This is a genomic window from Alistipes sp. HGB5 (assembly GCF_000183485.2).
GTDB classification, from domain to species: Bacteria; Bacteroidota; Bacteroidia; order Bacteroidales; family Rikenellaceae; genus Alistipes; species Alistipes finegoldii.
The window spans coordinates 161290-187343 of the sequence record NZ_AENZ01000076.1; the positions used below are offsets into that span (position 1 = coordinate 161290).

At 61.2% G+C, this 26054-nt stretch carries 24 protein-coding genes; 12 read left to right on the plus strand and 12 right to left on the minus strand.

Features of this window, described 5'->3' with window-relative positions; genetic code table 11:
* Positions 1–67: 67 nt before the first annotated feature.
* Genes hpt through HMPREF9720_RS13325 form a run of 3 tightly spaced genes read left to right on the plus strand, consistent with a single transcriptional unit; the run spans position 68 to position 1520 of the window.
* Complete coding sequence (hpt, locus tag HMPREF9720_RS13315) at positions 68–610, plus strand: hypoxanthine phosphoribosyltransferase (RefSeq protein ID WP_009598865.1); 543 nt, start codon at positions 68–70, stop codon at positions 608–610.
* A complete protein-coding gene (locus tag HMPREF9720_RS13320) occupies positions 610–1245 on the plus strand; it encodes a 7-carboxy-7-deazaguanine synthase QueE (RefSeq protein WP_009598834.1) in 636 nt (211 codons plus the stop codon). The genes hpt and HMPREF9720_RS13320 overlap by 1 nt, the downstream gene beginning before the upstream one ends.
* Entirely contained in the window at positions 1245–1520 is a 276-nt protein-coding gene (locus tag HMPREF9720_RS13325; protein WP_009598852.1) for an FtsB family cell division protein, read from the plus strand. Before HMPREF9720_RS13320 ends, HMPREF9720_RS13325 begins: the two co-directional genes overlap by 1 nt.
* Positions 1521–1968: 448 nt before the next feature.
* Here HMPREF9720_RS13325 and thiL read toward each other — a convergent pair whose 3' ends face one another.
* Positions 1969–2907 carry a thiamine-phosphate kinase gene (thiL, locus tag HMPREF9720_RS13330; protein ID WP_009598785.1) on the minus strand — a complete coding sequence of 313 codons (939 nt, stop codon included), beginning with the start codon at positions 2905–2907 and terminating at the stop codon, positions 1969–1971.
* Between the two features lie 151 nt (positions 2908–3058).
* On the opposite strand from thiL, the gene aroQ reads away from it, so the two are divergent.
* The 3 genes from aroQ (at position 3059) to HMPREF9720_RS13345 (ending at position 6651) form a co-directional block, all read left to right on the plus strand.
* Positions 3059–3487, plus strand: a complete 429-nt coding sequence (gene aroQ / locus HMPREF9720_RS13335; RefSeq protein WP_009598850.1) for a type II 3-dehydroquinate dehydratase — start codon at positions 3059–3061, stop codon at positions 3485–3487.
* A 236-nt stretch (positions 3488–3723) separates the two neighbouring features.
* On the plus strand, positions 3724–5199 hold the full coding sequence (pyk, locus tag HMPREF9720_RS13340) for a pyruvate kinase (protein ID WP_009598842.1): 1476 nt from the start codon (positions 3724–3726) through the stop codon (positions 5197–5199).
* A gap of 3 nt (positions 5200–5202) precedes the next feature.
* Positions 5203–6651, plus strand: a complete 1449-nt coding sequence (locus tag HMPREF9720_RS13345; protein ID WP_009598906.1) for a lipopolysaccharide biosynthesis protein — start codon at positions 5203–5205, stop codon at positions 6649–6651.
* 115 nt (positions 6652–6766) lie between these two features.
* Here the strand turns inward: HMPREF9720_RS13345 and buk are convergent, their stop codons facing one another.
* The 7 genes from buk to HMPREF9720_RS13380 form a co-directional block, all read right to left on the minus strand.
* Positions 6767–7834: a butyrate kinase gene (buk, locus tag HMPREF9720_RS13350; protein WP_009598780.1), complete on the minus strand. Its 1068-nt coding sequence runs from the start codon at positions 7832–7834 to the stop codon at positions 6767–6769.
* Positions 7835–7892: 58 nt separating this feature from the next.
* Positions 7893–8801 (minus strand): phosphate acyltransferase, encoded by a 909-nt coding sequence (locus HMPREF9720_RS13355; RefSeq protein ID WP_009598838.1) that lies wholly within the window; start codon positions 8799–8801, stop codon positions 7893–7895.
* 25 nt (positions 8802–8826) lie between these two features.
* On the minus strand, positions 8827–10029 hold the full coding sequence (locus tag HMPREF9720_RS13360; protein ID WP_009598918.1) for an acetate/propionate family kinase: 1203 nt from the start codon (positions 10027–10029) through the stop codon (positions 8827–8829).
* Positions 10030–10044: 15 nt separating this feature from the next.
* Positions 10045–10416, minus strand: coding sequence for a fluoride efflux transporter CrcB (gene crcB / locus HMPREF9720_RS13365; protein WP_009598871.1), 372 nt, complete (start codon positions 10414–10416; stop codon positions 10045–10047).
* A gap of 107 nt (positions 10417–10523) precedes the next feature.
* On the minus strand, positions 10524–11774 hold the full coding sequence (locus HMPREF9720_RS13370; RefSeq protein ID WP_009598872.1) for a glutamate-5-semialdehyde dehydrogenase: 1251 nt from the start codon (positions 11772–11774) through the stop codon (positions 10524–10526).
* A gap of 7 nt (positions 11775–11781) precedes the next feature.
* On the minus strand, positions 11782–12873 hold the full coding sequence (gene proB / locus HMPREF9720_RS13375) for a glutamate 5-kinase (protein WP_009598772.1): 1092 nt from the start codon (positions 12871–12873) through the stop codon (positions 11782–11784).
* Between the two features lie 28 nt (positions 12874–12901).
* Complete coding sequence (locus tag HMPREF9720_RS13380) at positions 12902–13570, minus strand: response regulator transcription factor (protein WP_022043753.1); 669 nt, start codon at positions 13568–13570, stop codon at positions 12902–12904.
* A gap of 176 nt (positions 13571–13746) precedes the next feature.
* Here HMPREF9720_RS13380 and HMPREF9720_RS13385 point away from each other — a divergent pair, with 176 nt between their 5' ends.
* The 4 genes from HMPREF9720_RS13385 to HMPREF9720_RS13400 all read left to right on the plus strand — a co-directional run bounded on the left by HMPREF9720_RS13385 (position 13747) and on the right by HMPREF9720_RS13400 (position 20790).
* Positions 13747–16104 carry a DUF349 domain-containing protein gene (locus HMPREF9720_RS13385; RefSeq protein WP_009598825.1) on the plus strand — a complete coding sequence of 786 codons (2358 nt, stop codon included), beginning with the start codon at positions 13747–13749 and terminating at the stop codon, positions 16102–16104.
* Positions 16105–16115: 11 nt separating this feature from the next.
* Positions 16116–17738 (plus strand): CTP synthase, encoded by a 1623-nt coding sequence (locus HMPREF9720_RS13390; RefSeq protein ID WP_009598820.1) that lies wholly within the window; start codon positions 16116–16118, stop codon positions 17736–17738.
* Between the two features lie 33 nt (positions 17739–17771).
* A complete protein-coding gene (gene yidC / locus HMPREF9720_RS13395) occupies positions 17772–19742 on the plus strand; it encodes a membrane protein insertase YidC (RefSeq protein WP_009598870.1) in 1971 nt (656 codons plus the stop codon).
* A gap of 193 nt (positions 19743–19935) precedes the next feature.
* A complete protein-coding gene (locus HMPREF9720_RS13400; RefSeq protein ID WP_205124016.1) occupies positions 19936–20790 on the plus strand; it encodes a hypothetical protein in 855 nt (284 codons plus the stop codon).
* A 270-nt stretch (positions 20791–21060) separates the two neighbouring features.
* Here the strand turns inward: HMPREF9720_RS13400 and HMPREF9720_RS13405 are convergent, their stop codons facing one another.
* From HMPREF9720_RS13405 to HMPREF9720_RS13420, 4 genes are all read right to left on the minus strand, one after another.
* Positions 21061–21438 carry a winged helix-turn-helix transcriptional regulator gene (locus HMPREF9720_RS13405; protein ID WP_009598844.1) on the minus strand — a complete coding sequence of 126 codons (378 nt, stop codon included), beginning with the start codon at positions 21436–21438 and terminating at the stop codon, positions 21061–21063.
* 1 nt (position 21439) lies between these two features.
* Complete coding sequence (locus tag HMPREF9720_RS13410; RefSeq protein ID WP_009598767.1) at positions 21440–22639, minus strand: class I SAM-dependent rRNA methyltransferase; 1200 nt, start codon at positions 22637–22639, stop codon at positions 21440–21442.
* Entirely contained in the window at positions 22636–23247 is a 612-nt protein-coding gene (locus HMPREF9720_RS13415) for a 3'-5' exonuclease (protein ID WP_009598866.1), read from the minus strand. Before HMPREF9720_RS13415 ends, HMPREF9720_RS13410 begins: the two co-directional genes overlap by 4 nt.
* Before the next feature lie 90 nt (positions 23248–23337).
* Positions 23338–25269, minus strand: coding sequence for a RecQ family ATP-dependent DNA helicase (locus HMPREF9720_RS13420; RefSeq protein ID WP_039940745.1), 1932 nt, complete (start codon positions 25267–25269; stop codon positions 23338–23340).
* Positions 25270–25343: 74 nt separating this feature from the next.
* Between HMPREF9720_RS13420 and HMPREF9720_RS13425 the strand changes: the two genes are divergently transcribed.
* A complete protein-coding gene (locus HMPREF9720_RS13425) occupies positions 25344–25610 on the plus strand; it encodes a PqqD family protein (RefSeq protein WP_009598854.1) in 267 nt (88 codons plus the stop codon).
* 20 nt (positions 25611–25630) lie between these two features.
* Positions 25631–26047, plus strand: coding sequence for a hypothetical protein (locus HMPREF9720_RS13430; protein ID WP_009598800.1), 417 nt, complete (start codon positions 25631–25633; stop codon positions 26045–26047).
* The last annotated feature ends 7 nt before the right edge of the window (positions 26048–26054 follow it).

Below are 26054 nucleotides of genomic sequence, written 5' to 3' on the forward strand. Positions count from 1 at the left end.
GAAACGTTCGTTTCTTGCGTGCAATTAATTAATTTTGCAAAAATAACAATAAAAACCCGGATTCGAAATGAAGGATATCATAAAACTTCACGACAGAAAGTTCAAAATCATGATTCCCGCCGAGAAAATCGACGAGGCTGTGTCGGCTGTTGCCCAGCGCATAAACGAGGATTACGGCGACAAGGAGACGCCGCTGTTCGTCGGCGTATTGAACGGTTCGTTCATGTTCATGAGCGATCTGATCAAGAAAATCGAGTTCAACAACGAGCTGTCGTTCGTGAAGCTGGCCTCGTACGAGGGAACCTGTTCGTCGGGCTGCGTCAAGAGCCTGATCGGGCTGAACGGCAGCATCGAAGGCCGCCACGTGATCGTGGTCGAGGATATCGTCGATACGGGCGAGAGCATCGAGTACATGATTTGCGACCTCAAGGCGCAGAAACCCGCGAGTCTCGAAGTCTGCACGCTCTTTTTCAAACCGGGGTCCTACCGCAAGCAGATTCCGATCAAGTACCGCGCGATGGAGATCGGCAATGAATTCATCGTTGGCTACGGACTGGATTACGACCAGCTGGGCCGCAGTCTGAAAGATATTTACGTGGTCACCGAATAATGGCTTTCACCACAGATACCGAACTGCTGGACGGAGGACGCCTGCTGCCCCTCGTCGAGGATTTCTATACCATTCAGGGCGAAGGTTTCCATGCGGGGAAACCCGCCTATTTTATCCGTTTGGGCGGGTGCGACGTGGGGTGCCGCTGGTGCGACGCCAAGTATACGTGGAATCCGAAACTCTATCCGCCGACCGACGTGCGGACGGTCATCGACCGCGCGCTGGCATGTCCGGCGCAGGCGATCGTCATTACGGGCGGCGAGCCGCTGCTCTATCCGTTGGGCGTATTGACCGAAACCCTGCACGAGAAGGGGTTGCAGATCTTTCTGGAGACTTCGGGGACGCACCCTTTCAGCGGTTACTTCGACTGGGTATGTCTGTCGCCCAAACGGCAGCAGCCTCCGCTGGACGAAGCGCTGGAGCGGGCGCACGAGCTGAAGGTGATCGTCGAGAGCGAAAGCGACTTCGAATGGGCCGAGCGGAACGCCGCACGGGTGCGGCCGGAGTGCATGCTCTACCTGCAGCCCGAATGGAGCGTCGCCGAACGGGTGATGCCCGCGATGGTCGAGTACGCCAAGGCGCATCCGAAGTGGAATATCTCCATACAGACGCATAAATACATGCACATACCCTGATGAGTTTCGAGGTGGGCCGGAAGTTCTGGATCGCCGCCACGGCGGTCATTGTCGTCGTCACGCTGTTCGTGGTGGGGCGCAATTCGCTGCATGCCGTGAAAATCAAGCGTCAGATCAATGCGATGACCCGCGAGAAGGAGTATTACCGGACGAAGATCGAGCAGGACAGCACGCTGCTGGAGCGGTTGCAGTATGACGATTATCTGGAGGAGTACGCCCGCGAAAATTACCACATGCAGCGGAGGGGCGAACACGTCTATATTATCAAGGAATAAGTCTTATGCCGGGAGGCGGCTCCCGGAGTCAGTGAAATGCGGCGGCCTTCGGGCCGCTGTTTTTTGTTATGGCTGCCGAGGGGCGATATGGCTGCCGAGGGACGATATGCCTGCCGAGAGGTGATATGCCGGGCGGTGCGATGGGGAGGGGTTTGTTCGGGTGCCGTTTTTTTTGTTGCGGCCTGCTGAGGGACGAAATGTTGTCGAAGGGCGAAACGTTGGCTGAGAGGTGATATGCCGGGCGGTTTGTTTGGCCGGGCGGTCGGTGCGATTCCCGGTCGGTTTGGTTGCCGGTTTGTTCGGTCGCCGATTCTCCGCCGCCGGCTTTTGGTGGCCGGTTCGTACGGTTGCCGATTCGTTCGGGGAGTATTTTTTGTCGGGGCGGTTGGCCGGTTTTTGGGTTTGCTGGTTTTCCGGGGCGATTTTCCCGTCGGCGGTTGCGGAAATGTCAGTAATGCGTGAAGCCGTGCCAGTCGAGGGGGCGGAGCGTTCCGTTTTCGAACCACTCCAGCTCTCTGCCGTCCGTGATCCGGCCGACGGGGTGGAGCGGGGCGCCGAACCGGGCGAGGAAGTCGGCGGCGAGACGTTCCGCGTCTGCGCACTCGGCCGTAAGCAGAAGGACGTAGTCCTCGCCGGCGCAGGCGGCGGTCCGGATGTCCGCATCTGCGGCGGCCGGAATCCGCTCGGTGTCGATGGCGGCGCCGACGCCTGAACGCTCCATGATGTGGCGGATGTCCGACGCCAGCCCGTCCGAAATATCCATCATGGCATGTACTTCGTGCCGCCGGCCGAGCCAGAGGCCTTCGGCGACCTGCGGCCGGGGATTGCGGTGTATGGCAGCGGCGGGGGTGTCGTAACGGCCCGCGAGAATGTCGCGCAGGCCCGCCCCGGAGGCTCCGAGCGCTCCCGCCGTGAAAATCACGTCGCCGGGACGCGCTCCGCTGCGGCGTTTGATATGCGTGTCGGCGGCGCGGCCGATGGCGGTGACGTTGATCGTGATGCCTGCCGCCGAACGGGTGGTGTCGCCCCCGGCGAGCGTTACGCCGAATTCTTGGGACAGCTCCCGGTAACCCTGCATGAACTCTTCGGCCCACGCTCCGGTCGCATCGTCGGGCAGCGAGAGTGACAGCAGGGTGGCGATGGGACGGGCGCCCATCGAGGCCACGTCGCTCAGGTTTACGGCGAGGGATTTGCGCCCCAGCCCCCGTGCGGAGGTGGCGGTGCGCAGGAAATGCACCCCTTCGGCGAGCATGTCCGTAGTGAAGACGAGCGATTCGCCGCCGCCGACGGGCAGCACGGCGCAGTCGTCGCCGATACCTTCGAACCCGTTGTCGGGGAGCGTTGCGAAAAGGTCTTTTATGCGGTCGATGAATCCGAATTCGGTCATGGTTTTCCGGGCGGTTTGACGTATATTGCGCCGTTACGGTCGCTTTATATTGGGTGATATTAAACAAAGATATTAAAAAATTCTTTAAAATCACTATCTTTGTCTGCGAATCGCGGCGGGCGGAGTCCGTGTGCGGCTAACAGTCGGAACTATGAAAATATTGATTCTCAACGGCCCGAACCTCAATCTGCAGGGGCGGCGCGACACCGGAGTTTACGGTACGCAGACCTTCGAAACCTTCTTCGAACGGCTCCGGTCGCTCTATCCCGCCGTCGGATTCGGCTACTTCCAGTCCAATATCGAAGGCGAGTTGATCGACGCCGTACAGCAGGCCGATGGCGTTTACGACGGTGTGGTGCTCAACGCCGGGGGATATACCCATACCTCGGTGGCGCTGCGCGACGCGGTGTCGGCGGTGTCGGTTCCCGTCGTCGAGGTGCATATCTCGTCGATCCTCGCGCGCGAGGAGTTCCGCCACGTCTCGCTGCTGGCCCCCGTGGCCAAAGGCTCGATCATGGGATTCGGGCTGGATTCCTACCGGTTGGGAGTCGAAGCGCTGCTGCTTGGCGGCGAAAAGTAGAAAGCCGCTTCCGGCTGCATGCCGTTTGCATAGGAGCAGGTGCGGGCTGCCGCTTTCGGGGATTCCGGAGCGTTTCCTGTCGGAGCGGGAGAGGCCGGCGCTTCTGCCGCGCAGGCGGCAGCGGGTTTCCTCGGAGAAGGGGAGTCGGGGCGGACCGGAATTACCGAGACGGCTCAAGGCTGCCGCGGAATATGTCGATCACACAATAATGTTCAAATTATAAGCATCATACGTTTATGTACAGAATGAAAAAAACCAAGATCGTTGCGACGATGTCGGACTTCCGCTGCACCGAGGAGTTCGTGAAGAACCTTTACGATGCCGGTATGGACGTCGTGCGCGTCAATTCGGCACACGTGACGGAGGACGGAGCCACGCATATCGTCGAGACCGTACACCGAGTGAATCCGGCCATTCCGATCATGATAGATACCAAAGGGCCTGAAATCCGCGTGACGACGATCGCCGACGAATACGGCAACAGCATCAATTTCCGGGTGGGCGACCGCGTCGCCGTACGGGGTTCGGACGGCAGCGACATGACCACCCGCAAGGTGGTTTATATGAACGTGCCGACCATTGTGCGCGACATTCCGGTCGGGGCGCGCATGCTGATCGCCGACGGCGAGCTGGAAATTCGTGTGGTGGAGAAGACCGACGAGGAGCTGATCTGCGAGTTCGTCGTGGGCGGCGCGATGCGTTCGCGCAAGAGCGTCAACGTGCCTGCGGTGTCGATCGACCTGCCTTCGGTGACGGAGAAGGACCGCCGCTTCATCGAGTGGGCCGTGAAGAACGACGTCGATTTCATCGCACACTCGTTCGTGCGCAGCGCCAAGGACATAAAGGCCGTGCAGGAGATTCTCGATGCCCACGGCAGCAAAATCAAGATCATTTCGAAGATCGAAAATCAGGAGGGACTCGACAACATCGACGAGATCATCGAGGCGTCGTACGGCATTATGGTGGCGCGCGGCGACTTGGGCGTGGAGCTTCCGGCCGAAGCGATTCCCAACACCCAGCGGCGCATCGTCGAGAAGTGCATTTGCGCGAAGCGCCCGGTGATTATCGCCACGCAGATGCTCTATTCGATGGTCAAGAGTCCGCGTCCGACGCGCGCCGAGGTGAGCGACGTGGCGAGCGCCATTTACGAGCGCGTGGACGCCGTGATGCTGAGCGACGAGACCGCCATGGGCGACTATCCCGTGGAGTCGGTCGAGACGATGGCCCGCGTGGCCCGCGAGATCGAGCGCGACGAAACGCATTTCAAGCCGATGATCGACATGGACATGGTCTCGGTGAACCACGAGATCACGGCCCAGCTGGCCCGCTCGGCGGTGCGCGCTTCGACAAACCTGCCGATCAAATACGTGGTCCTCGACACCAAGACCGGCCGTACGGGCCGTTATCTCGCTGCGTTCCGCGGCCGGAAGACCGTGATGGCCGTCTGCTACCAACTTCACGCGCAGCGTATTCTGGCGCTGTCGTACGGCGTGGTGCCTATTCTGCGCAATCAGGAGCTGCACGACAAGTATCATTTCTTGGTCGATGCGCTCGAATTCCTCGATCAGTACCGCAAACTCAAGGGCGAGGATCTGCTGGCCATCGTGGGCGGCAGCTTCGGACCCGACGGAGGTGCGTCGTATGTCGAGATCGCCAATGTGGACAACATCCGCCGGCGCAACGAGGAGATCGTTGCGGCGCAAAAGTGTTAGCCGTTGAAAGGGGAGCTGAAGGATAAGGTCGCCCGCGGCGTGGCGTGGAGCATGGCCGAGAAGATCGGTACGATGCTCCTCCAGATGGCCGTGAGCCTTATTATCCTGCGCCTGCTGACCCGCGACATCCTCGGCGTCATGGCGATTCCGACGGCCGTGGTGGCCGTGGCGCTGGTGCTCGTGGACAGCGGTTTTTCGCAGGCGCTGATCCGCAAGGCGGCCCCTTCGGCGGACGATTACAAATCGGTTTTCGCCTTCAATATCGGGGTTTCGCTGGTGATGTACGCGCTTTTCACGGCGCTGGCGTTTCCGGCGTCGCGGTTCTACGACATGCCCCAGATCGCGCAGATCGCACCCGTGTTTTTCCTGCAGCTGCCCATCGGGGCGCTGTGCGCCATTCAGAATACGATCTGCGTCAGGAAGTTCCGTTTCGCGCTGTTGTCGAAGGTGACTTTCGCCTCGTCGCTCGCGGGCGGACTGGCGGCGATCGGTCTCGCGCTCGCCGGGTTCGGGATCTGGTGTATCGTGGCCCAGCGCGTGCTGCAGGCGGCGGTGCGGACTCTGCTGCTGTGGTGGCTGAGCGACTGGCGGCCCTGCGGGGCGTGCAGCCGCGGACCGCTGCGCGAAATGGCTCCCTTCAGTTTCAGCCTGATCGCCACGGACCTGATTTCGACGTTCTACAATAAGATTCCGCAGTTTTTCCTCGGACGGCTCTATCCGGCCGATACGCTCGGCTCGTTCGATCAGGCGATCAAGCTCAAGGATCAGCCGACGATTTCGGCGATGCAGGCCGTGCAGAGCGTCACTTTCCCTGCGCTGGCCAAGATCAAGGACGACGCTCCGAAGTTCGCCGAGAGCTACCGGCAGGTCGTGATGGTGGTCTCCTACGTTCTTTTCCCGGTCATGCTGGGCATGTCGGCCGTGGCGCACGATATGTTCGCCGTCCTGCTGGGCGAGGAGTGGATGCCTACGGTGCCCTATTTCGAGACGGTATGTCTGGTGGGACTTTTCTATCCGATGTCGATAATCGCCTACAACGTATTGAAAGTCAAGAGCGGCGGTGCATTGATCGTGAAGCTGGAGATCGTCAAGAAGGTGATTATGACGCTGGTGTTCGCCGTGACGATTCCGATCAGCGTGCAGGCCGTGGTATGGGGACTCGTGGTGATCGCATTCTGCGAAATGTCCGTCAATTTCCTCGCCACGACCAAGTTTACGTCGTTGTCGCCGGGGCGTTTCGTGCGGACGCTGCTGCCTCCGCTGCTGGCGGCCGCCGCGATGTACGGCGCGGTGCGGCTGACGGCCCGCGCGATTCCGGAGCATGCCCTGCTGCGGCTGATGGCCGAAGTGACGGCCGGTGCGGTCTCTTATGTCCTGCTGTCGGCCCTGTTCCGGCTCGAAGCCTTCCGCGAGGTAGCGGCTATTGTCCGGAAGCAGTTTTTGCACCGTTGATTCGCGCTGCTTGCGTCGGGGGCCGATTCACGGAGCGTCGGTAAAAATAACCGCCGGTTATACCTTGGGGTGTAACCGGCGGTTTTTTGTCGGGGTGGAAGACCCTCCCCGGCCGTCAGGCGTAGACCTTCGGGGTGATGACGCCCCGCAGGACGACCAGCGCGTTGGTGACGAGCGATTCGAGTTCGTTCTCGCCGGGGTAGACCGCGATGGGGGCGATGAACGAGCAGAATTCCGAAATGTACTCCACGACGGATTTGTTGTGGGCGATGCCGCCTGTCAGGATGACGGCGTCAACCCGTCCGCCGAGGGCGGCGGCCATGGCGCCGATCTGCTTCACGATACCGTAGCACATGGCGTCCTTCACCACGCGGGCTTTTTCGTCGCCCTGACCGATGCGCTCCATGACCTGTATCATGGAGTTGGTCCCCAGATGCGCCACGAGACCGCCTTTGCCGGCCAGCATCTGCTGGATGTCGTGCCGCGTGTAGCGGCCCGAAAAGCAGAGATCGACCAGTTCGCCGGCGGGAAGGGTTCCGGCGCGCTCCGGTGCGAACGGTCCGTCGCCGTCGAGGGCGTTGTTCACGTCGACGACGCGGCCCTGCTTGTGGGCCGCGACCGAGATGCCGCCGCCGAGGTGGGCGACCACGAGGTTCGCCTTCTCGTAGACGATGCCGATGCGGTCGCAGTGCAGGCGGGCCGTGGCTTTCTGGTTGAGTGCGTGGAAGATCGAACGCCGCGGGCAGTCGGGATGCCCGCTCAGGCGCGCTATGTCGTCCATTTCGTCCACGACCACGGGGTCGGCGATGTAGGCTTTGATGCCTGCGGTCGCCGCGATTCCGTCGGCCAGCAGACCGCCGAGGTTGGAGGCGTGCTCCATCGTGGCGTGCTGCAGGTCGCGGCGCATGGCGTCGTTCACTTCGTACACGCCGGCGGGAATGGGTTTGATGAGGCCGCCGCGGCCGATTACGGCAGCGAGGGACATGATGTCGAAGCCGTGTTCCTTCAATGCCGTGAGGATCATGTCACGGCGCCAGTCGAGCTGGTCGATGATGTTGGGGTAGTGTGCGATCTGTTCCGCCGAGTGACGCAGGGTCAGATCCAACAAAGGCCGCTCCTCGTCGTAGAGGGCGACCTTCGTTGAAGTAGAGCCGGGATTTATCGCTAGAATTTTGAAGCCCATAAATCGGTTCCGGTTAATTAGGTTGGTGGGTTAGGTTGGTGGGTTGGTTCAGGCTGCCTTACTGTTTCACGGCCAGACAGGCCAGCGCGATCGAGTAGAGCTTGGTCTTGCTGGTGTCGCCGCGCGAGGTCAGCACGCAGGGGACTTTCGTTCCCATGACCATGGCTGCCAGTTCGCCGCCGCAGAGGTGCGTGACCGACTTGAAGAAGACGTTGGCCGATTCGAGGTTGGGGAAGAGCAGGCAGTCGGGATCGCCCGCGACGGACGAGCCTTTGACCTTCTTGTGTTCCGCAACGTCCTTGTAGAGCGCCACGTCGAGAGACAGGGGACCGTCTACGACGACGTCGCCCAGCTGTCCGCGGTCGCCCATTTTGGCCAGTAGCGCGCCTTCGGTCGAGGAGATGACGTTGGGAAGCAGCTGCTCCGACGGAGCGATGCAGGCGATTTTCGGAGTCTTGATGCCCAGCAGGTTGGCCGTGCGCGCGAGGTAGCCGATCTGCACGGTTTTCTGCTTGAAGTCGGGCAGCGGAATCACCGCCACGTCCGAAATGACGAGCAGTTTGTGGTAGCAGGGCATCTCGACGATCGACACGTGGCTCAGCACGCCTTTCGGGGGAAACAGTCCTGCTTCCTTGTTGAGAATGCCGCGCATGTATTTGTCGGTCGAGACCAGTCCCTTCATCAGCACGTCGGCATTGCCGGCAACGACGGCCGCGACGGCCTGCTGCACGCACTTGACGTCGCTGGTTTCATCGACGATGTTGAATGCCTTGATGTCGATGTCGTTCTCGGCGCAGACCTGCTCGATAACGCTTTTTTCGCCGTAAAGCGTAGGCTCTACGAGGCCCTCCTTGTAGGCTTCGTACACCGCCTCCAGCGTATGTGAATCCTGACCGTATGCCACGGCCAGCCGTTTTTTACCTCTTTTTCTCGCCTCCTCGACGATTTCAGTAAGATGTTGGATCATAAGTTGTGGAAATGTGCTTTGAAAATTATTTTACGAGATTGTATGTGTCGGTAGCGATGACCAGCTCCTCGTCGGTGGCGATGACGGCCACTTTGACGCGCGAACCGGGAGTAGAGAGGATTTTGTTTACGCCGCGGGCGCCCTTGTTGGCCTCGCGGTCGAATTCGACGCCCATGAATTCGAGACCCGTGCAGACGCTCTCGCGCATCTCGCACGAATTCTCGCCGACGCCGCCCGTGAAGACGATCATGTCCACGCCGCCCATTTCGGCTGCGTATTCGCCGACGAATTTGCGGATGCGTCCGTAGTGCATGTCGCGGGCCAGAATGGCGCGGGGATTACCCTCGTCGTAGGCGAGGTCGATGTCGCGCATGTCGCTCGAAAGGTCGGTAAGACCCAGCACGCCCGATTTCTTGTTCATCATTTCGTTCAGCTCGGCGTAGGACATGCCCTCCTTTTCGCCGATGAAGGTGACGGCGCTGGGATCGACGTTGCCGCAGCGGGTGCCCATGACCAGTCCGTCCACGGGCGAGAAGCCCATCGACGTGTCGAACGACTTGCCGTTCAGCACGGCCGTCACCGAAGCGCCGTTGCCGATGTGGCAGGTGATGATCTTCGAATTCTCGAAGTCCAGTCCCGCGAGTTTGGCGCCGGTCTGCGCCACGTATTTGTGGCTGGTGCCGTGGAAGCCGTATTTGCGCACGCGATATTTGTCGTAATAGGCGTGGGGCAGCGCGTACATGAAATTGACGGCCGGAATGGTCTGGTGGAACGACGTGTCGAAGACCGTGACCTGCGGCGTTCCCGGCAGCACCTTCTCGATCGAAAGCACGCCTTCGAGGTTGGCGGGATTGTGCAGCGGCGCGATCTCGAACAGCGAGCGGATTTTGCTCTTGACCTCCTCGGTGACGATGCAGCTTTCGGGGAAGAATTCGCCGCCGTGGGCTACGCGGTGGCCGACGGCTTTCACCTCGTCCAGCGAGCGGATGACGCCGTGCTCCGGGTCGGTGAGGGCGTCGAGCACGAGTTTGATGCCCGTCGTGTGGTCGGGAATCGGACGGTGCAGCTCGAAAGGCTGTTTGCCGACGGGTTTATGGATAAGGTCGCCTTCCGGCAGGCCGATACGTTCCACGATGCCTTTTGCGAGCAGTGTGCTCGATGCGGCTTCCATGTCGATCACCTGATACTTGATCGACGAGCTGCCGCAGTTCAATACCAAAATTACCATTATCTTTCTATGTAGTTAATTCCTAAATGTCGTTCCGATCCACATGCCGAGCGCTGCAAAAACGATGCATACCGCGACGCTCAGCGCCACATAAATCGCCGCCGCATTGTAACATCCGGCCCGCAGCAGGCGCACCGTGTCGGCCGAAAAGGCCGAAAAGGTGGTGAAGCCTCCGCAGAATCCCACGATGAGCAGCCAGCCCAGCGTCTCGGAGCTGGTGGCTTCCAGCAGGATGCCGATCAGCAGCGAACCCGCGGCGTTGACCGTGAACGTGCCCGCCGGAAATCCCAGCAGCGTCTGTCCGGCCAAGATCCCGCCCGAAAGCAGGTAACGGACGATGCTGCCCGCCGCGCCGCCGAATCCCACGGCCATAAGTTCACGAATCATAAGTTAAATATACATCTAATTTTAAGGATGTGCAAATTTACGGAAAAAATGATTACGAATCGTTATATTTTTTGTTGTTTTTCGGGGTAAATCCGATGCGGAAGGCTTCAGGATTCCCGGATCTGCCCGTCGCCCGTGACGACGTATTTGTAGGTCGTCAGTTCGGGAAGGCCCATCGGACCGCGGGCGTGGAGCTTCTGGGTCGAGATTCCCACCTCGGCGCCGAAGCCGAACTGGCCGCCGTCGGTGAAGGCCGTCGAGACGTTGACGTAGACGCAGGCGGCGTCCACGGCGCGTGTGAACTGCGTGGCGGTCTGTTTGTTCTCGGTGACGATGGCTTCGCTGTGGCGCGACGAGTAGCGGGCGATGTGCGCGAGGGCCTCTTCGGGCGATGCGACGGTCCTGACGGCGAGTTTGTAGTCGAGGAATTCCGTGCCGAAATGCTCTTCGGACGCGTGTTCCAGCAGGTCGGCGGGGTAGTGTCCGCCGAGGGCCGCGAAAGCCTCGGCGTCGGCGTAGACCGTGACGCGGGCGGCGGCCAGCGGGGCGCAAAGCTCCGGCAGGTCGGCGAGCCGGTCGCGGTGGATGACGAGGCAGTCGAGGGCGTTGCAGACGCTGACGCGCCGGGTTTTGGCGTTGCAGACTACGGCGCGGCCTTTTGCGAGGTCGCCGTCGCGGTCGAAGTAGGTGTGGACGATGCCGGCGCCGGTTTCGATGACCGGAACGCGGGCGTTTTCGCGCACGAAGCGGATCAGGCCCGCGCCGCCGCGCGGAATGACGACGTCGACGTAACCCACGGCGTTCAGCAGCGCTCCGACGGAGGCGTGGTCCGAAGGAAGCAGGGTGAAGGCGTGTTCGTCGATGCCTTCGCTGCGCAGGGCTTCGTGCAGCAGGGCGGCGATGGCTTCGTTGGAGTGACGGGCGTCGCCGCCGCCCTTCAGCACGCAGGCGTTGCCCGTTTTGATGCAGAGCGAGAAGATGTCGGCCGTGACGTTGGGCCGCGCTTCGCAGATCATGCCGACCACGCCGAACGGAACCCGCCGTTTGACGATGGTCATTCCGTTGGGGCGGGTGCGCCGCTCCAGCTCTTCGCCCTGCGGCGAGGGCAGGTGCGCGACGGCTTCCATGTCGTCGGCGATGGCGGCGATGCGCTCCGGAGTCAGCCGCAGACGGTCGCGCAGCGGCGAGTCGGGGGCCATGGCTTCGAGGTCGCGGGCGTTGGCTTCGAGCAGGCGGGGCGTATGCGTGCGCAGCAGTTGTGCGGCGTGCATCAGCGTGCGTCCGAGTCGTTCGGTTTCGGTCTCGGCCAGAAGCGTTCCGGCCTGACGGGCGGCTTTGAACAGGGATTCGTATTCCATAGTCGTCTTATTCGAGGTAGAGGTAATCGCAGTGGACGAGGGGTTTCAGCCCTTTGCGCCCGATGTTGCGGCGTGCGGTTTCGCTGTCGCACGAGATGCGGCCCACGGCCAGCTGCGTTCCGTCGGGCGAGAGGATGCGCACCAAATCGTCGCGTTCGAAATCGCCCTCGACGGCCGTGACGCCCACGGCGAGGATGCTGGCGGCCTTGCTGGCCCGGACGGCCGCTGCGGCGCCTTCGTCGATGCGCAGGACGCCTTTGGCGAAGCCTTCGCTGCTGGCGATCCACATTTTGACGCCCGACGCCGTGTGCGGGGCGGGTTCGAAACGGGTGCAGAGCACCTCCTCGCCGGTCAGCGCCAGAGCGGTCAGGATGTTGTCGCGGCGGCCGTTGGCGATGATGACTTCGATGCCCTCGCCGGCCACGCGCGACGAAATGCGGCTCTTGGTCGCCATGCCGCCCCGGCCCCGCGACGAGCGCGCCGGGTCGATGTACCGCGAGAGGTCTTCGGAGGGTTTCACGCGGCGGATCACCTGCGACGAGGGGTCGGAGGGCGAGCCGTCGTAGATGCCGTCGATGTTGCTCAGGATAATCAGCGCTTCGGCCTGCATCATGGCCGCCACGAGTCCCGAAAGCTCGTCGTTGTCGGTGAACATCAGCTCGGTGACCGAGATGGTGTCGTTCTCGTTGACGATCGGGATCACGCCGTTGGCGAGCATGACCTCCATGCAGTTGCGCTGGTTGAGATACTGCCGCCGCGTGGAGAGGCTCTCCTTGGTGGTGAGCACCTGCCCGCAGACGATGCCGTATTCGTTGAAGAGGTCGTAGTAGCGGTTCAGCAGCTTCACCTGACCTACGGCCGAGAAGAGCTGGCGGGCCGATACGGTGTCGATGCGGCCCGTGCGCTGTTCGAGGACGCTGCGGCCCGAAGCCACGGCGCCCGACGAGACGAGGATCACCTCGATGCCGGCGCGGTGCAGCCGGGCGATCTGGTCCACGAGGGACGAAATGCGCGTGGTGTCGGGGCGTCCGTCGTCGCGGGTCAGCACGTTGCTGCCAGCCTTGATGACGATGCGGCGGTATTTGCTGGTTCTGTCCATGTCTTTGCGGTCCGGGCGTCGCCCGGCGTTACGGTTCGTATTTGTAGCCCACGCCCTTGACGGTGACGATCTTTTCGTCGCCGATCTTCTGGCGCAGCTTGCGGATGTGCACGTCGATGGTGCGGTCGCCCACGACCACCTCCGAACCCCAGATCCGGGCATATATCTCTTCGCGCGAGAAGAGTTTGCCCGGCGACGAGTAGAGCAGGTCCAAGAGGGCGAACTCCTTGCGGGGCAGGCTGATTTCGCGGCCGTCGCGCGTGACGGTGTAGCGCTCGCGGTCCATGGCGACGCCCTCCTCCGCCGGAGCGGGGGCCTTTCCGGCGTCGATGCGCTTGAGGATGGCCTGCACGCGGCTGACCAGCAGTTTCATCTTGATCGGCTTGGTCAGGTAGTCGTCGGCCCCCACGCCGAAGCCGGCCAGCTGCTGCTCCTCTTCGCCCAAGGCCGAGAGGAAGACGACCATCGTGTCGCGCAGCTGCGGGTCCTCGCGGATGGCGCGGCAGGTCTGCGCCCCGTCCATCACGGGCATCATCATGTCCAGCAGGATCAGGTGGGGGCGGTGCTGCGCCGCGGCTTTCAGCGCTTCGGCTCCGTTCTGGGCCGTGAATACCTCGTAACCCTCCTTGACGAGGGTGTATTTCACGAATTCGAGGATGTCGGGTTCGTCGTCGACGAGCAGGATGCGGTGGCTCATAATTTCGGTCAATGCGTTTTCGGCGGCGCACCGGCGACCGGTTGGCCGTGTGCCGCGCATATCTTGTGCGAAGTTAGCAAATTTCCGGCGAAATCGTTCGGCGGCACGGGAAAAATGGTTATATTTGCGAGATTTATATACTTCCGTATATATGGAACTCAAAAACGTGTATTGAGATGGCTACTGAAAATCCGATTCTTCCTGCTCCTGAGGAGCAAGTCAGCAAGGCTGCTGAAGATGTGCAGAAGGCAACTTCCGAAGTGACTCCCGAAGTCCCTGATTCCGAAACGGCTGCGATTGCAGAACCCGAAACGCCCGCTGTCGCGCAGGGCGAACCCGCAGCGTCCGCCGCCGAGGCGCCCGTAAGCGAAGCGCTGGCCGAAGAGACCGTCGCCGAAACGGCTGCGGAAGCTCCTGCTGCCGGCGAGGTTGCCGCAGATGCGCCTGCTGCCGGCGAGGTTGCCGCAGATGCGCCTGCAGACGGGGAGGGAGCGCCTGCGGAGATGCCTGCGGCTGAAGTCCCCGCCGCAGAGGTCGTTGCCGAAGCTCCTGCCGCCGAAACGGCTGCGGAAGCGGCTCCCGCAGAAGAGACGGCGCGTGCGAAGCGCGCCCGGATCAAGCCTGCGGCCGAAGCGGTCGTAACTGAGACGGAAGAGGAGGCTGCGGCGTCCGACGTGCAGGTGGATTTCGCGGACGAGGAGGCCGCGCTGGCGGCGCAGGACGCCGGACTCGAACTAGAGGGCGAGACCGCCGAGGAGGCCGAGGCCGAGCAGATGGCGGGAAGCGCCGCCGATACCGAAGACAAATTCACGGGCCGGGGCAAGGAGGAGCTGGTGGCTTTATTCACGCGCATGCTCGAAGAGCAGCCCGTGCAGTCGATCCGCCGGGATGTGGAGGCGCTGAAGATCGCCTTCTACCGCATCCGCCGTGCCGAGGTCGAAGCCGCACGCCGCAAATTCATCGAGGAGGGCGGCGCCGAAGAGGATTTCGCGCCGGCAGTGGACGGGGTCGAAGTGCAGCTCAAGGAGCTGTTCAAGGAGTACCGCCGTCGCCGCGACGAGTTCATCGCCAATCTCGAAGCCGAGAAGGAGAAGAACCTGCAGGTCAAGCTGGGAATTATCGAAGAACTGAAGGAGCTGGTCAATTCGGACGAGACGCTCAACCATACCTTTACCAAATTCCGCGAGTTGCAGCAGCGCTGGAAGGAGACCGGCATCGTGCCCCTGCAGAACGTCAAGGATTTGTGGGAGACCTATAACCTGCACGTCGAGAATTTCTACAGCTTCATCAAGATCAACAAGGAGCTGCGCGATCTGGACCTGAAGAAGAATTACGAGCAGAAGGTGACCCTGTGCGAGCAGGCCGAGGCGCTCGTGCTGGAGCCTTCGGTGGTCGAAGCGTTCCACAAACTGCAGAAACTGCACGACGAATGGCGCGAGACGGGTCCCGTGGCCAACGAATACAAGGAGGTGCTGTGGGAGCGTTTCAAGGCGGCGTCGAGCCGGATCAACAAACAGCATCAGGAGCACTTCGAGGCGCTGAAGGGCGAGCAGGTCCGCAACCTCGAACTGAAGACGGAGCTTTGCGCCGCCACCGAGGAGCTGGCCGCGCAGCCGCTCACCACCCGCAAGGAGTGGAACCGGGCCAGCGACCGTCTGCTGGAGATTCAGAAGACGTGGAAGACCATCGGCTTCGCGCCCAAGAAGGACAACAACCGCATATATGAACGTTTCCGCACGGCGTGCGACAGGTTCTTCGAGGCCAAGCGTCAGTTCTATTCGGGCGTGAAGGCCGAGATGGAGCATAATCTGCAGCTCAAGACCGAAATATGCGAGGCCGCCGAGTCGCTGATGAACAGCGAGGAGTGGAAGAAGGCGACCGACGAGCTGATCGCCCTGCAGGCCCGCTGGAAGGAGATCGGCGCCGTGTCGCGCCGGCATTCGGATGCGATCTGGCGGCGTTTCCGCGCGGCGTGCGACAAATTCTTCGAGCGCAAGGGCGCGCATTTCGCCAGCGTGGACGGCGAGCACGAGGAGAATCTGAAGAAGAAGCTCGCGCTGCTGGAAGAGATGGCCGCGGCCGATGTCAAGACGGGCGGTTACGACGTGATCCGCGACTTCCAGCGCCGCTGGGGCGAGATCGGGTTCGTACCCATCAAGCAGAAGGACGCCGTGCAGAAGAAGTACAAGGCCGCCGTCGATGCGCTGTTCAACACGCTGCGCGGCACCGAGCGCGACCGTTCGATGAACCGTTTCCGCGAGAAGGTGTCGTCGTTCAAGTCGGCGGGCGGCAGCCGCCTGCGTTCGGAGCGCGAACGGCTCTACGGCAAGGTGCGCCAGTTGGAGCAGGAGATCGGCCTGCTGGAGAACAATATCGGTTTCTTCGCCAAGTCGAAGAACGCCGAGTCGCTGATCGCCGACGTGAAGGCCAAGATCGAGCGCGCCCGTGAGGATATGGCCGCCGCGATCGAGAAAGTGAAGCTGATCGACCGTCAGGCGCAGGAGGAGAATCACGAAAACAACGAAAATAAATAGTAATAAACGTAATGAAACTTTCCAAACCCAAGTACATATTTGTTACGGGCGGCGTTGCGTCGTCGCTCGGCAAGGGTATTATTTCGGCCTCGATAGCCCGACTTCTGCAGGCGCGCGGCTATTCGGTGACCATTCAGAAACTCGACCCCTACATCAACGTCGATCCCGGAACGCTGAATCCCTACGAACACGGCGAATGCTATGTGACGGAGGACGGCGCGGAGACCGACCTCGATCTGGGCCACTACGAACGCTTTACGAACCAGCCCACGTCGAAGGCCAACAACGTCACGACGGGCCGGATTTACAAGAGCGTCATCGAGAAGGAGCGCAAGGGCGAGTATCTGGGCAAGACCGTGCAGGTCATTCCCCATATCACCGACGAGATCAAGCGCCGCATCCAGCTGCTGGCGCAGAAGAAGGTTTACGACGTTATCATCACCGAGATCGGCGGTACGGTGGGCGACATCGAGTCGCTGCCGTTCATCGAGTCGGTGCGCCAGCTGCGCTACTCGCTGGGCTATAAGAACACGGCGCTGGTGCACCTGACGCTGATCCCCTACATGGCGGCTTCGGGCGAGCTGAAGACCAAACCCACCCAGCACTCGGTGAAGGCGCTGCTCGAAAACGGCTTGCAGCCCGACATCCTCGTGCTGCGCACCGAGCATCCGCTTTCGGTGAACCTGCGCCGCAAGGTGGCCCTGTTCTGCAACGTGGACGCCAACGCCGTGATGGAGTCGATCGACGTACCGACGATCTACGAAGTGCCGCAGAAGATGCACGACCAGCATCTGGACGAGGTGGTGCTCCAGAAACTCGACCTGCCCGCCGACAAGGAACCCGATATGACCGCGTGGAACGCGCTGGTAGACAAGATCAAGCACCCTTCGAAGAAGATCGAGATCGCGCTGGTCGGCAAGTACACCGAACTGCCCGACGCCTACAAGTCGATCTGCGAATCGTTCGTGCATGCGGGCGCCGTGAACGACTGCAAGGTGAAACTGCGCTATGTCAATTCAGAGAAGATCACGCCCGAAACCGTGGCCGAGAAGCTGGGCAAGATGTCGGGCATTCTGGTGGCTCCGGGCTTCGGAAACCGCGGCATCGAGGGCAAGATCGTGGCCGTGCGTTATGCCCGCGAAAACAACATTCCGTTCCTCGGCATCTGTCTGGGCATGCAGTGCGCCGTGATCGAGTTCGCCCGCAACGTGCTGGGCATCGCCGACGCCAATTCGAGCGAAATGGAATCGACGCCGCATCCGGTCATCGACCTGATGGAGGAGCAGAAGGGCGTGACGGCCAAGGGCGGCACGATGCGTCTGGGCGCCTATCCGTGTGCGCTGAAGAAGGGTTCGAAAGTCGCCGCGGCGTACGGCAAGCTCAATATTTCGGAGCGTCACCGTCACCGCTACGAGTTCAACAACGACTATCTGGAGCAGTTCGAAGCCGCCGGCATGCAGGCCGTGGGCATCAACCCCGATACGGGGCTGGTCGAGGTGGTCGAAGTGGCGAACCATCCGTGGTTCGTCGGCACGCAGTATCATCCCGAATACAAAAGTACGGTGCTGAAGCCTTCGCCGCTGTTCGTGGCGTTCGTCGGAGCGGCGCTCAAATACGCCGGGGAAAAGAAGTAATAACCGCACAAAGTAAGAAGCAAACACGTTTAGATGGATAAAAAAACAATTTTGGGTATTGTCGTCGTGGCGGTCCTTTTTCTGGGATTCGCCTATGTCAATACCAAACAGCAGGAGAAATATCAGCAGGAAATGGCCGCGTGGCAGGCCTATCAGGATTCGGTAGCCGCCGCTTCGCGTCCCGCGGTTCCCGCGGCGGACAGCGTGGCAGGCGGCGCTGCGGAGAGTGCGGTTGCGGCGTCCGGTGAGACGACGGCGCCCGAAGCGGAGGCGGATTTGGCCCAGACCGTGCGTCAGCGTCGGATCGCCGCGATGGGCGAGTATCTGACCGCGGCGCAGGAGGCAGAGCCTGAAGAGTTTACGGTGGAGAACGAGGTGATGACGGTGCGTTTCTCGACGCGCGGCGGACAGATCACGGGCGTGACGCTCAAGGACTACACCAAGTACGCACCCCGCGGTCAGCGCGACCAACTGATCGAGCTGATGGACCCTGCGAGCGCCCGGTTCGACATGTCGTTCTATGTGAAGAACGGCCTGAACAACGTCAAGGTCAATACGATGGATTACGTCTTCCGCGCTGAACCCGTGGAGACGGCAGGCGATGCCCGGCGTGTGACGATGCGTCTTGCGGTGGCGGAGAACGCATGGCTCGAATACGAGTACCTTATATATAATAAGCAGGCTCCGGAGCGCGATTACCTCGTGGATTTCAACGTCCGGCTGGTGAACATGGCCCCGCAGATGGCCAACCAGACTTCGATCGGCATCGACTGGTCGAATGTCTCGTACCAGAACGAGAAGGGTTTCCAGAACGAAAACATGTACACGACGCTGGCCTACCGTTTTCCGGGCGAGAGTTCGATCGAGGAGCTGGGCATGAGTGACGGCGCCAAGTCGAAGAGCGTATCGACGGCGGTGAACTGGGTGGCTTTCAAGCAGCAGTTCTTCTCGTCGGTCTTCATCGCGCCGCAAAACGTCTCCAGCGCCAACATGGCCTTCGATACGGCGGCTCCCGGCTCGGAGCTGCTCAAGAGTTTCTCCGTACAGATGGCCGTGCCCTACTCGGCGCAGGTCGAAGGATATGATTTCGCATTCTACTTCGGTCCCAACAAATATGCGATCCTGAAGAAAGTCACCGACAACAACGGTGCGGACCTCCATATGGAGCGTCTGATTCCGCTGGGATGGGGTATCTTCGGCTGGGTGAACCGCTGGTGTGTGATTCCGGTCTTCGACTTCCTGCGCAACTACATCGGCAGTTTCGGCATCATCATCCTGATTCTGGTGATTCTCGTGAAGCTCGTCATCTCGCCGCTCACCTACAAGAGCTACGTGTCGATGGCCAAGATGCGCCTGATAAAACCGCAGGTGGACGAGCTTAACAAGAAGTATCCCAAGAAGGAGGATGCCATGAAAAAGCAGCAGGCGACGATGGAACTTTACAAAAAGGCCGGCATCAACCCCATGGGCGGCTGTATTCCGATGCTGATCCAGCTGCCGATCCTGATCGCCATGTTCCGCTTCTTCCCGGCGTCTATCGAGCTGCGTGAGCAGCCGTTCCTCTGGGCCGACGACCTCTCGTCGTACGACAGCATCGTGAACCTGCCGTTCTCGATCCCGTTCTACGGCGACCATGTCAGCCTGTTCGCGCTGCTGATGGCCGTGTCGCTGTTCGGCTACTCCTACTTCAATTACCAGCAGACCGCTTCGTCGCAGCCCCAGATGGCCGGCATGAAGTTTATGATGGTCTACATGATGCCGATCATGATGCTGTTGTGGTTCAACAGCTATTCGAGCGGCTTATGCTACTATTACCTGCTGTCAAACCTCTTCACGATCGGGCAGACGCTCGTCATCCGCCGCATCGTGGACGACGAGAAGATTCATGCCGTGATGCAGGCCAATGCCGCGAGGAAGTCGAAAGGCAAGAAATCGAAATTCCAGCAGCGCTACGAGGAGCTGATGCGTCAGCAGGAGGCCCAGCAGCGGGCCAAACGCAAGTAGTTCCCGGACCGGAAGCCTTCGGGAAGAGACCGGACCCGACTGGAATTGACCGGGAGCGGTCAGAACCGGCCCGAAGCGTTCGGGCTGTTGAATGGACTGCAGAGAACAGGCCGGAGACGAAACCTTTGAACCGGGTGTGCGTCTCCGGCCTTGTTTTTGCTCTGGTGCGGATGTGTAAAATCGTACGACTATGATGAAACGAATTTTTTTTGTGCTGGCGCTCATGGCGGCCGGCACGGCGCTCCGGGCGCAGAGTCTCGGCGGGGAGTATCGGCTCAAACGGATCGTTCCGGTCGAAGGACGGCAGGGAATCGCCGCCGACTCGAACTATTATTACGTTTCGGGCAGCACGGCGCTCTACAAGTATGACAAGCAGGGGCGGCTGGTCGCCGAAAACGAACACCCGTTCGAAGGACTGCCGCTCGAAGCCAATCACTTGGGCGATATCGACGTGTGGAACGGCGAGCTGTATGCCGGTATCGAGACTTTCGAAGACGGCAAGGGCGAGAACATTCAGGTCGCCGTTTACGATGCGGACAACCTGAAATGGAAGCGTTCGATCGACTGGGACCCCGAATCGGGGCAGGTCGAGGTGAGCGGACTGGCCGTGGACCGGGACAACGACATGGTCTGGATGTCGGACTGGGTGGACGGCCGCTATCTGTACGGCTATGATCTCAAGACGGGGAAGTATGTCCGCAAGGTGCATCTGCGTCCGGTTCCGCAGTGGCAGCAGGGGATCTTCATGGTGGACGGCCGGATGCTGATCTCGGCCGATGACGGCGATGCGGACCTCGACGAGCCGGATACGATCTATATCGCCGACATGCGCGACGGGAAGAGTTATGCGACGGCGCTGCCGTTTCGCGCGATGACCGATTTCCTGCGTGCGGGCGAAATCGAAGGATTGGCGATAGATCCGCAGACCGACGAATTGCTGGTGCTGGCCAACCGCGGTTCGCGGATCGTGTTGGGGATGGTCAAGGGCTTTTATCCCGGCTACGACAAGGAACTGCATGAGGTTTATGTTTTCGAAAAGGTAAAATAGAAAAAGTCCCGAAAGGGACTTTTTTTCTATTTGGAGCGGACATGGCGCCGCCGGGTGCATTTGCCGGGTGCATTTGCCGGGTGCATTTGCCGGGTGCATTTGCCGGGTGCATTTGTCGGGCGTGTTTGGCGGGGCTGGAACGGAAGTCTGTCAGGGACGGTTGCAGGAACCGATTGCCGTGGCATCTGAGAGGGCGGACGATGGGGCGGGCTGAGTTGCGGGGACCGCGATGGTCCGAAGCCTGCTGCTTGGCGGTTTCGGGTGCGTGATTTATAGATCCGGTCCGGTTGCTTGCAGGGAGTTGCGGTCGCTGACGATCGCGTCGAAATTTTCCAGCGCCCAGCCGATGAGCGAGACAAGATGGGGCATGAGCGATTCGCCGCGGGGCGTGAGGGCGTATTCGACGCGCGGCGGCACTTCGGGGTAGACCGTGCGCGAAAGCAGGCCGTCCTGTTCGAGCCGCCGCAGGGTCGAGGCGAGCATCTTCTGCGAGATGTCGGTCATCCGGCGGTGTATCTCCGAAAAGCGCAGACGCCCGCCCGTGTGCAGGTTGTAGAGCACCAGCAGGGACCATTTGTCGCCAAAGCGGTCCACGATATTGCGGATGGGGCAGGCGGCGTACCCCGGATCGGTTGCGGTTTTCGCCATCTTATTCGACGTAGAGCACGAGTCCTTTGAGGTATTCGCCTTCGGGGTGGTAAATGCTGATCGGGTGGTCGGCGGGCTGCGTCATCTGGTGCAGGATGCGTACGTTGCGGCCTGCGATGGCTGCGGCCGAGAAGACCGTCGTGCGGAACAGTTCCTTCGATACGGCCTGCGAGCAGGAGAACGTGAAGAGGATGCCGCCGGGTTTGATCTGCGAAATGGCGCGGGCGTTGAGCCGCTTGTAGCCTTGCAGGGCGTTGCCCAGCACCTTGTGGTGTTTGGCGAAGGCCGGAGGGTCGAGGATGATCAGGTCGTATTTGTCGCCGATGTCCTTGAGATACTCCACGGCGTCGGCCGCAATCTCGCAGAAGTCGGCCTCCCGGCCGAAGTTGAGCACCATGTTTTCGGTGGCGAGTGTCACGGCGCGTTCGGAGGAGTCCACCGAGCAGACCTTTCGGGCGCCGCCCGCCATGGCGTAGACCGAGAATCCGCCCGTGTAACAGAAGGTGTTGAGCACCGTGCGGCCTTTGGCGTAGCGTTTCACCAGTTCGCGGTTTTCGCGCTGGTCGAGGAAAAAGCCCGTCTTCTGGCCTTTCTCCCAGTTTACGAGGAATTTCTCGCCGTTTTCCGTCACGATGTGCGATTCGTGGTCGGAGCTGCCCCACAGATAACCGTCCACGGCGCCCAGCCGGGCGTTGTACGGCACCGTCTGCGAACTTTTGTCGTAAATGGCCGTGATTTTGTCGCCGTAAGTCGCCCGTATCGCCTTGGCGATCTCCATGCGGGCGTGGTACATGCCGACCGAGTGGCATTGGACCACGGCCGCCGTGCCGTAGATGTCCACGACCAGTCCCGGCAGGGCGTCGCCCTCGCCGTGCACCAGCCGGTAGCAGTTCGTGTCGGGATTGTCCGTAAGTCCCAGCGTGCGACGAACGTCGTGCGCCACGGCGATGCGGCGGTTCCACCACTCCTGATCGATCGTCTCCCGGCAGAACGACAGCACGCGCACGGCGATCGAACCGATCTGGTAGTGTCCCTGCGCGATGAATTCGCCCGAACGGGTGTATACTTCGACCAGAGCGCCTTCGGCGATTTCCGATTCGTCTTCGGCCTTGATGTAGTCGATGGCTCCCGAAAAAATCCACGGGTGGCGGCGCATAAGAGACTCTTCCTTGCCTTTGCGCAGGTAGATTTGAGGTGTCATGCTTTGGGACGTTTTATTTTGGGTGTGTGCAGCAGTTTGTCGTAGATCGCCGTGCAGACCCACGCATCGGTCGCGGCGTAGAGTTTCTGTTTGTCGGTGAGCGTCGCGGCCTCCCAGTTGCTCAGACGCTGGGCTTTGGAGACGCGCTGCCGGAGGACGATGGCCGAGAGTTTGCGCAGGCTCTTGTCCTCGATGCCCCATTCGGGGGCGATGGACTGCAGGTCCACGAATCCGCCGTCGCGGAAGTGGCGGATCTGGCGCAGCGAGCGGAGGTCGCCCGCCACGTCGGCGCCGATTTTGAGGATGGAGTCGGTTTCGAGCACCTGAAGGATCGGCTTGGCCAGCGGAATCTTGTTCAGCCGGAACAGAAAGCAGAGCTGCGGGGTCGAGAGCTGAAGCAGCGACACCCGGTAGCTTATGCCCGGACGGAACGAGGGGCGCGTCTCGGTGTCGAAGCCCACGACGGCCTGTTTCATCAGAAACTTGCAGGCCGGCACGATGTCGCGCTCATGCTCGATGATGCGGATCTCGCCCTTGAATTCGATGGCGGGAAGCGCGGCGGTCTCCTCGTTGCTTATTTTATCGGTAAAATTATTTGTCGTAGTCATGCGATGGAACGTTCCCACAAAATTACGGAATTATTTCCGGAAAACGACATGTTCGCAGACCTTTTTGCGATCAGGCGTCGGGGCGCCGGGTTATTTCAGCCTGATTTTCCCGTCCTTGCCGGTGGCGAGCAGGCCCTCGTCAAGCAGCTGCCGGATCACTTCGCCGGTCCGCTGCACGCCGCCCGGAAATCCGTCGGCCAGTTCGCGCGGGTCGGCGGGGCCTTGGGCCAGCCGTTCGAGCACCTCTTTGCGCAGGCTTTCCGCCGCATTGCCGGCGGCGTCCGCGGATTTTTGTTTTGCGGCGCGCCGGCGGGCCAGACAGATGTCGCAGACGCCGCACGGCGCGGGATCGCCCTCGCCGAAGTAGGCTTCCAGCACGGCGCTCCGGCAGCGGGTTTCGTTGGCGGCGTAGTCGAGCATGTGTTCGAAACGTTCGCGCATCAGCTCCTGACGCCGTTTGTAGGTGTCGGGAGAGATGTAGAGGTCGGCGCGGGGAAGCCGCTCCTCGTTCATGAAGAGGATCGGCGAGCGGTTGGAGGGGACGTAGCGGATCACGCGCAGCTGCCAGAGCCGTTTGAGCAGCTCCTTGACCCGCTCGACGGTGTAGCCGCTCCACGTGGCGATCTCGCCCTCGTCGATCTGGCGGAATTCGGTGAAGACGCCGTTGTAAAGGCGCAGCAGCGTGCGGAGGAAGTGGTCGAGTTCGTCACGCTGGACGCGGATGCGGTAGAGATCGTCGCGGCTTACGCAGAACATGATCCGCGCCGGGTTTTCCTGCGCGTCGGTCAGCGTCATGTAGCCGTTCTGCTGCAGGAGCTTGAGCGCGCTCTGCACCGTGCCGGAGTAGAGGTGCTCGCGGGCGCAGAAGTCGTGGATGTTGAACAGAAACGAAGCTTCGGCGCCGTCGCCGATGCCGATCTGCAGGTAGGAGCAGACCTTTTCGTAGATGTCCTTGATCTTTTCGAGTGGCGGAAATTCCTGCTCGAAACGCTTTATGATGCGCCCTCCGTCGTCGGGGGAGGTCAGCAGCAGGGCGTAGCTGCGCACGCCGTCGCGGCCTGCGCGGCCGGCCTCTTGATAGTAGCTTTCGAGCGAATCGCACATGGCGTAGTGGGCGACGAACCGCACGTCGGGTTTGTCGATGCCCATGCCGAAGGCGTTGGTGGCGACCATGACGCGCGTCCTGCCCGCGACCCACTCCTCCTGCCGCAGCGAACGCTCGGCGTGTCCCATGCCGCCGTGGTAGGCCGCAGCCGTCACGCCCTGCCGGCGCAGCATGTCGGCGACCTGCTCGGTGCCTTCGCGCGTGCGGACGTAGACGATGCCCGAACCGGGAACGTTCTGGACCAGCCGGAGCAGCTGCCCGTTTTTGTCGTCGGTGCGGCGGACGCTGTACGAGAGGTTGGGGCGCGCGAAACTGCTGCGCAGGATATGCGGCTCGGCGAAGCGCAGGTGGCGCATGATGTCCTCGGCCACGAGCTTGGTCGCCGAGGCCGTGAGTGCCAGCACGGGAACGCCCGGCAGTTTTTCGCGCAGTTCGGCGATGCGCAGGTACGAAGGGCGGAAGTCGTAGCCCCACTGCGAGATGCAGTGGGCTTCGTCCACGGCCAGCAGCGAGACCTTCATGCGCTCCACGCGCAGACGGAAGGCTTCGGTGGCGAGCCGTTCGGGAGCCACATAGAGGAATTTGACGTCGCCGTAGACGCAGTTGTCCAGTGCGATGTCGATCTGCCGCGGCGAGAGTCCCGAATGGATGGCGACGGCCGGAATGCGCCGCGCCCGCAGGCGGTCCACCTGATCCTTCATCAGGGCGATCAGGGGCGTGACGACGATGCACAGTCCCGGCTGCGCGAGTCCCGGAACCTGATAGGTCAGCGACTTGCCGCCGCCCGTGGGCATGAGGGCCAGCGTATCGCGCCCGGCCATCGCCGAGCGGATGATCCGCTCCTGTACGGGACGGAATTCGGTGAAGCCCCAGTAGCGCTTCAGCACCTCGAAAATCTTGTCTGCGGACCCTTCCATGCACACAAAGGTAGGAAAAATTAGGCGGTTTGAGGAATTTTTCATACTTTTGCATTCGGTTAAACGTTCGACAAATGAAGATAAGCGAAAAGTTCAAAGTGCGCGAGATGGCGGGGGAGCATGTGATTATCATGCCGGGCCGCGTCGGTGCCGATATGACCCGGATTCTTGCGCTCAACGACTCGTCGCTCTATCTTTGGGAGACGCTCCGCGGCCGCGATTTCACCACCGAAGAGGCCGCCGGCCTGCTTACCGAACGTTACGAGGTGGACGAGGCTACCGCCCTGCGCGACGCGCAGGCGTGGGCGGGGAAGCTCGCCGAATGCGGCGTGCTGGAGTAGCCGGAACCTAATATTATTGCATGAAACTGAAAAGACTCATATCGCTGTTGCTGCTTTCCGTCTACCTGCTGGCGACGGGCGGACCCGCGTATGTGTCGCTTTCGTGCAAGTGCGTCGCGATGAAGGCCCGTGCCGCGCACGTATGCTGTCATCACTGCCAGCACGGTGCGGATACTTCCGACGGAACCGCGTCGCTGAAGGCCACCTGCTGCGGCAATCACCATTCGACGGAGATCGATCTCTATACATTCTCGCAGGACAACGAAAAATCGACCCGCTGTACGGTTACCGACCTGCCGCCCGCGCTGGTGGCCGAGGCTCCGGAGCCTGCCGACATCTCGCTCGGCGGGGAGAAAACCGTCGGACGCTGCGCCCCCTTCGTCGAACGGGGCCATGTCCGCTGCGCGGGACTCCGCGCCCCTCCCGTATTGGCTTGAAACCCTT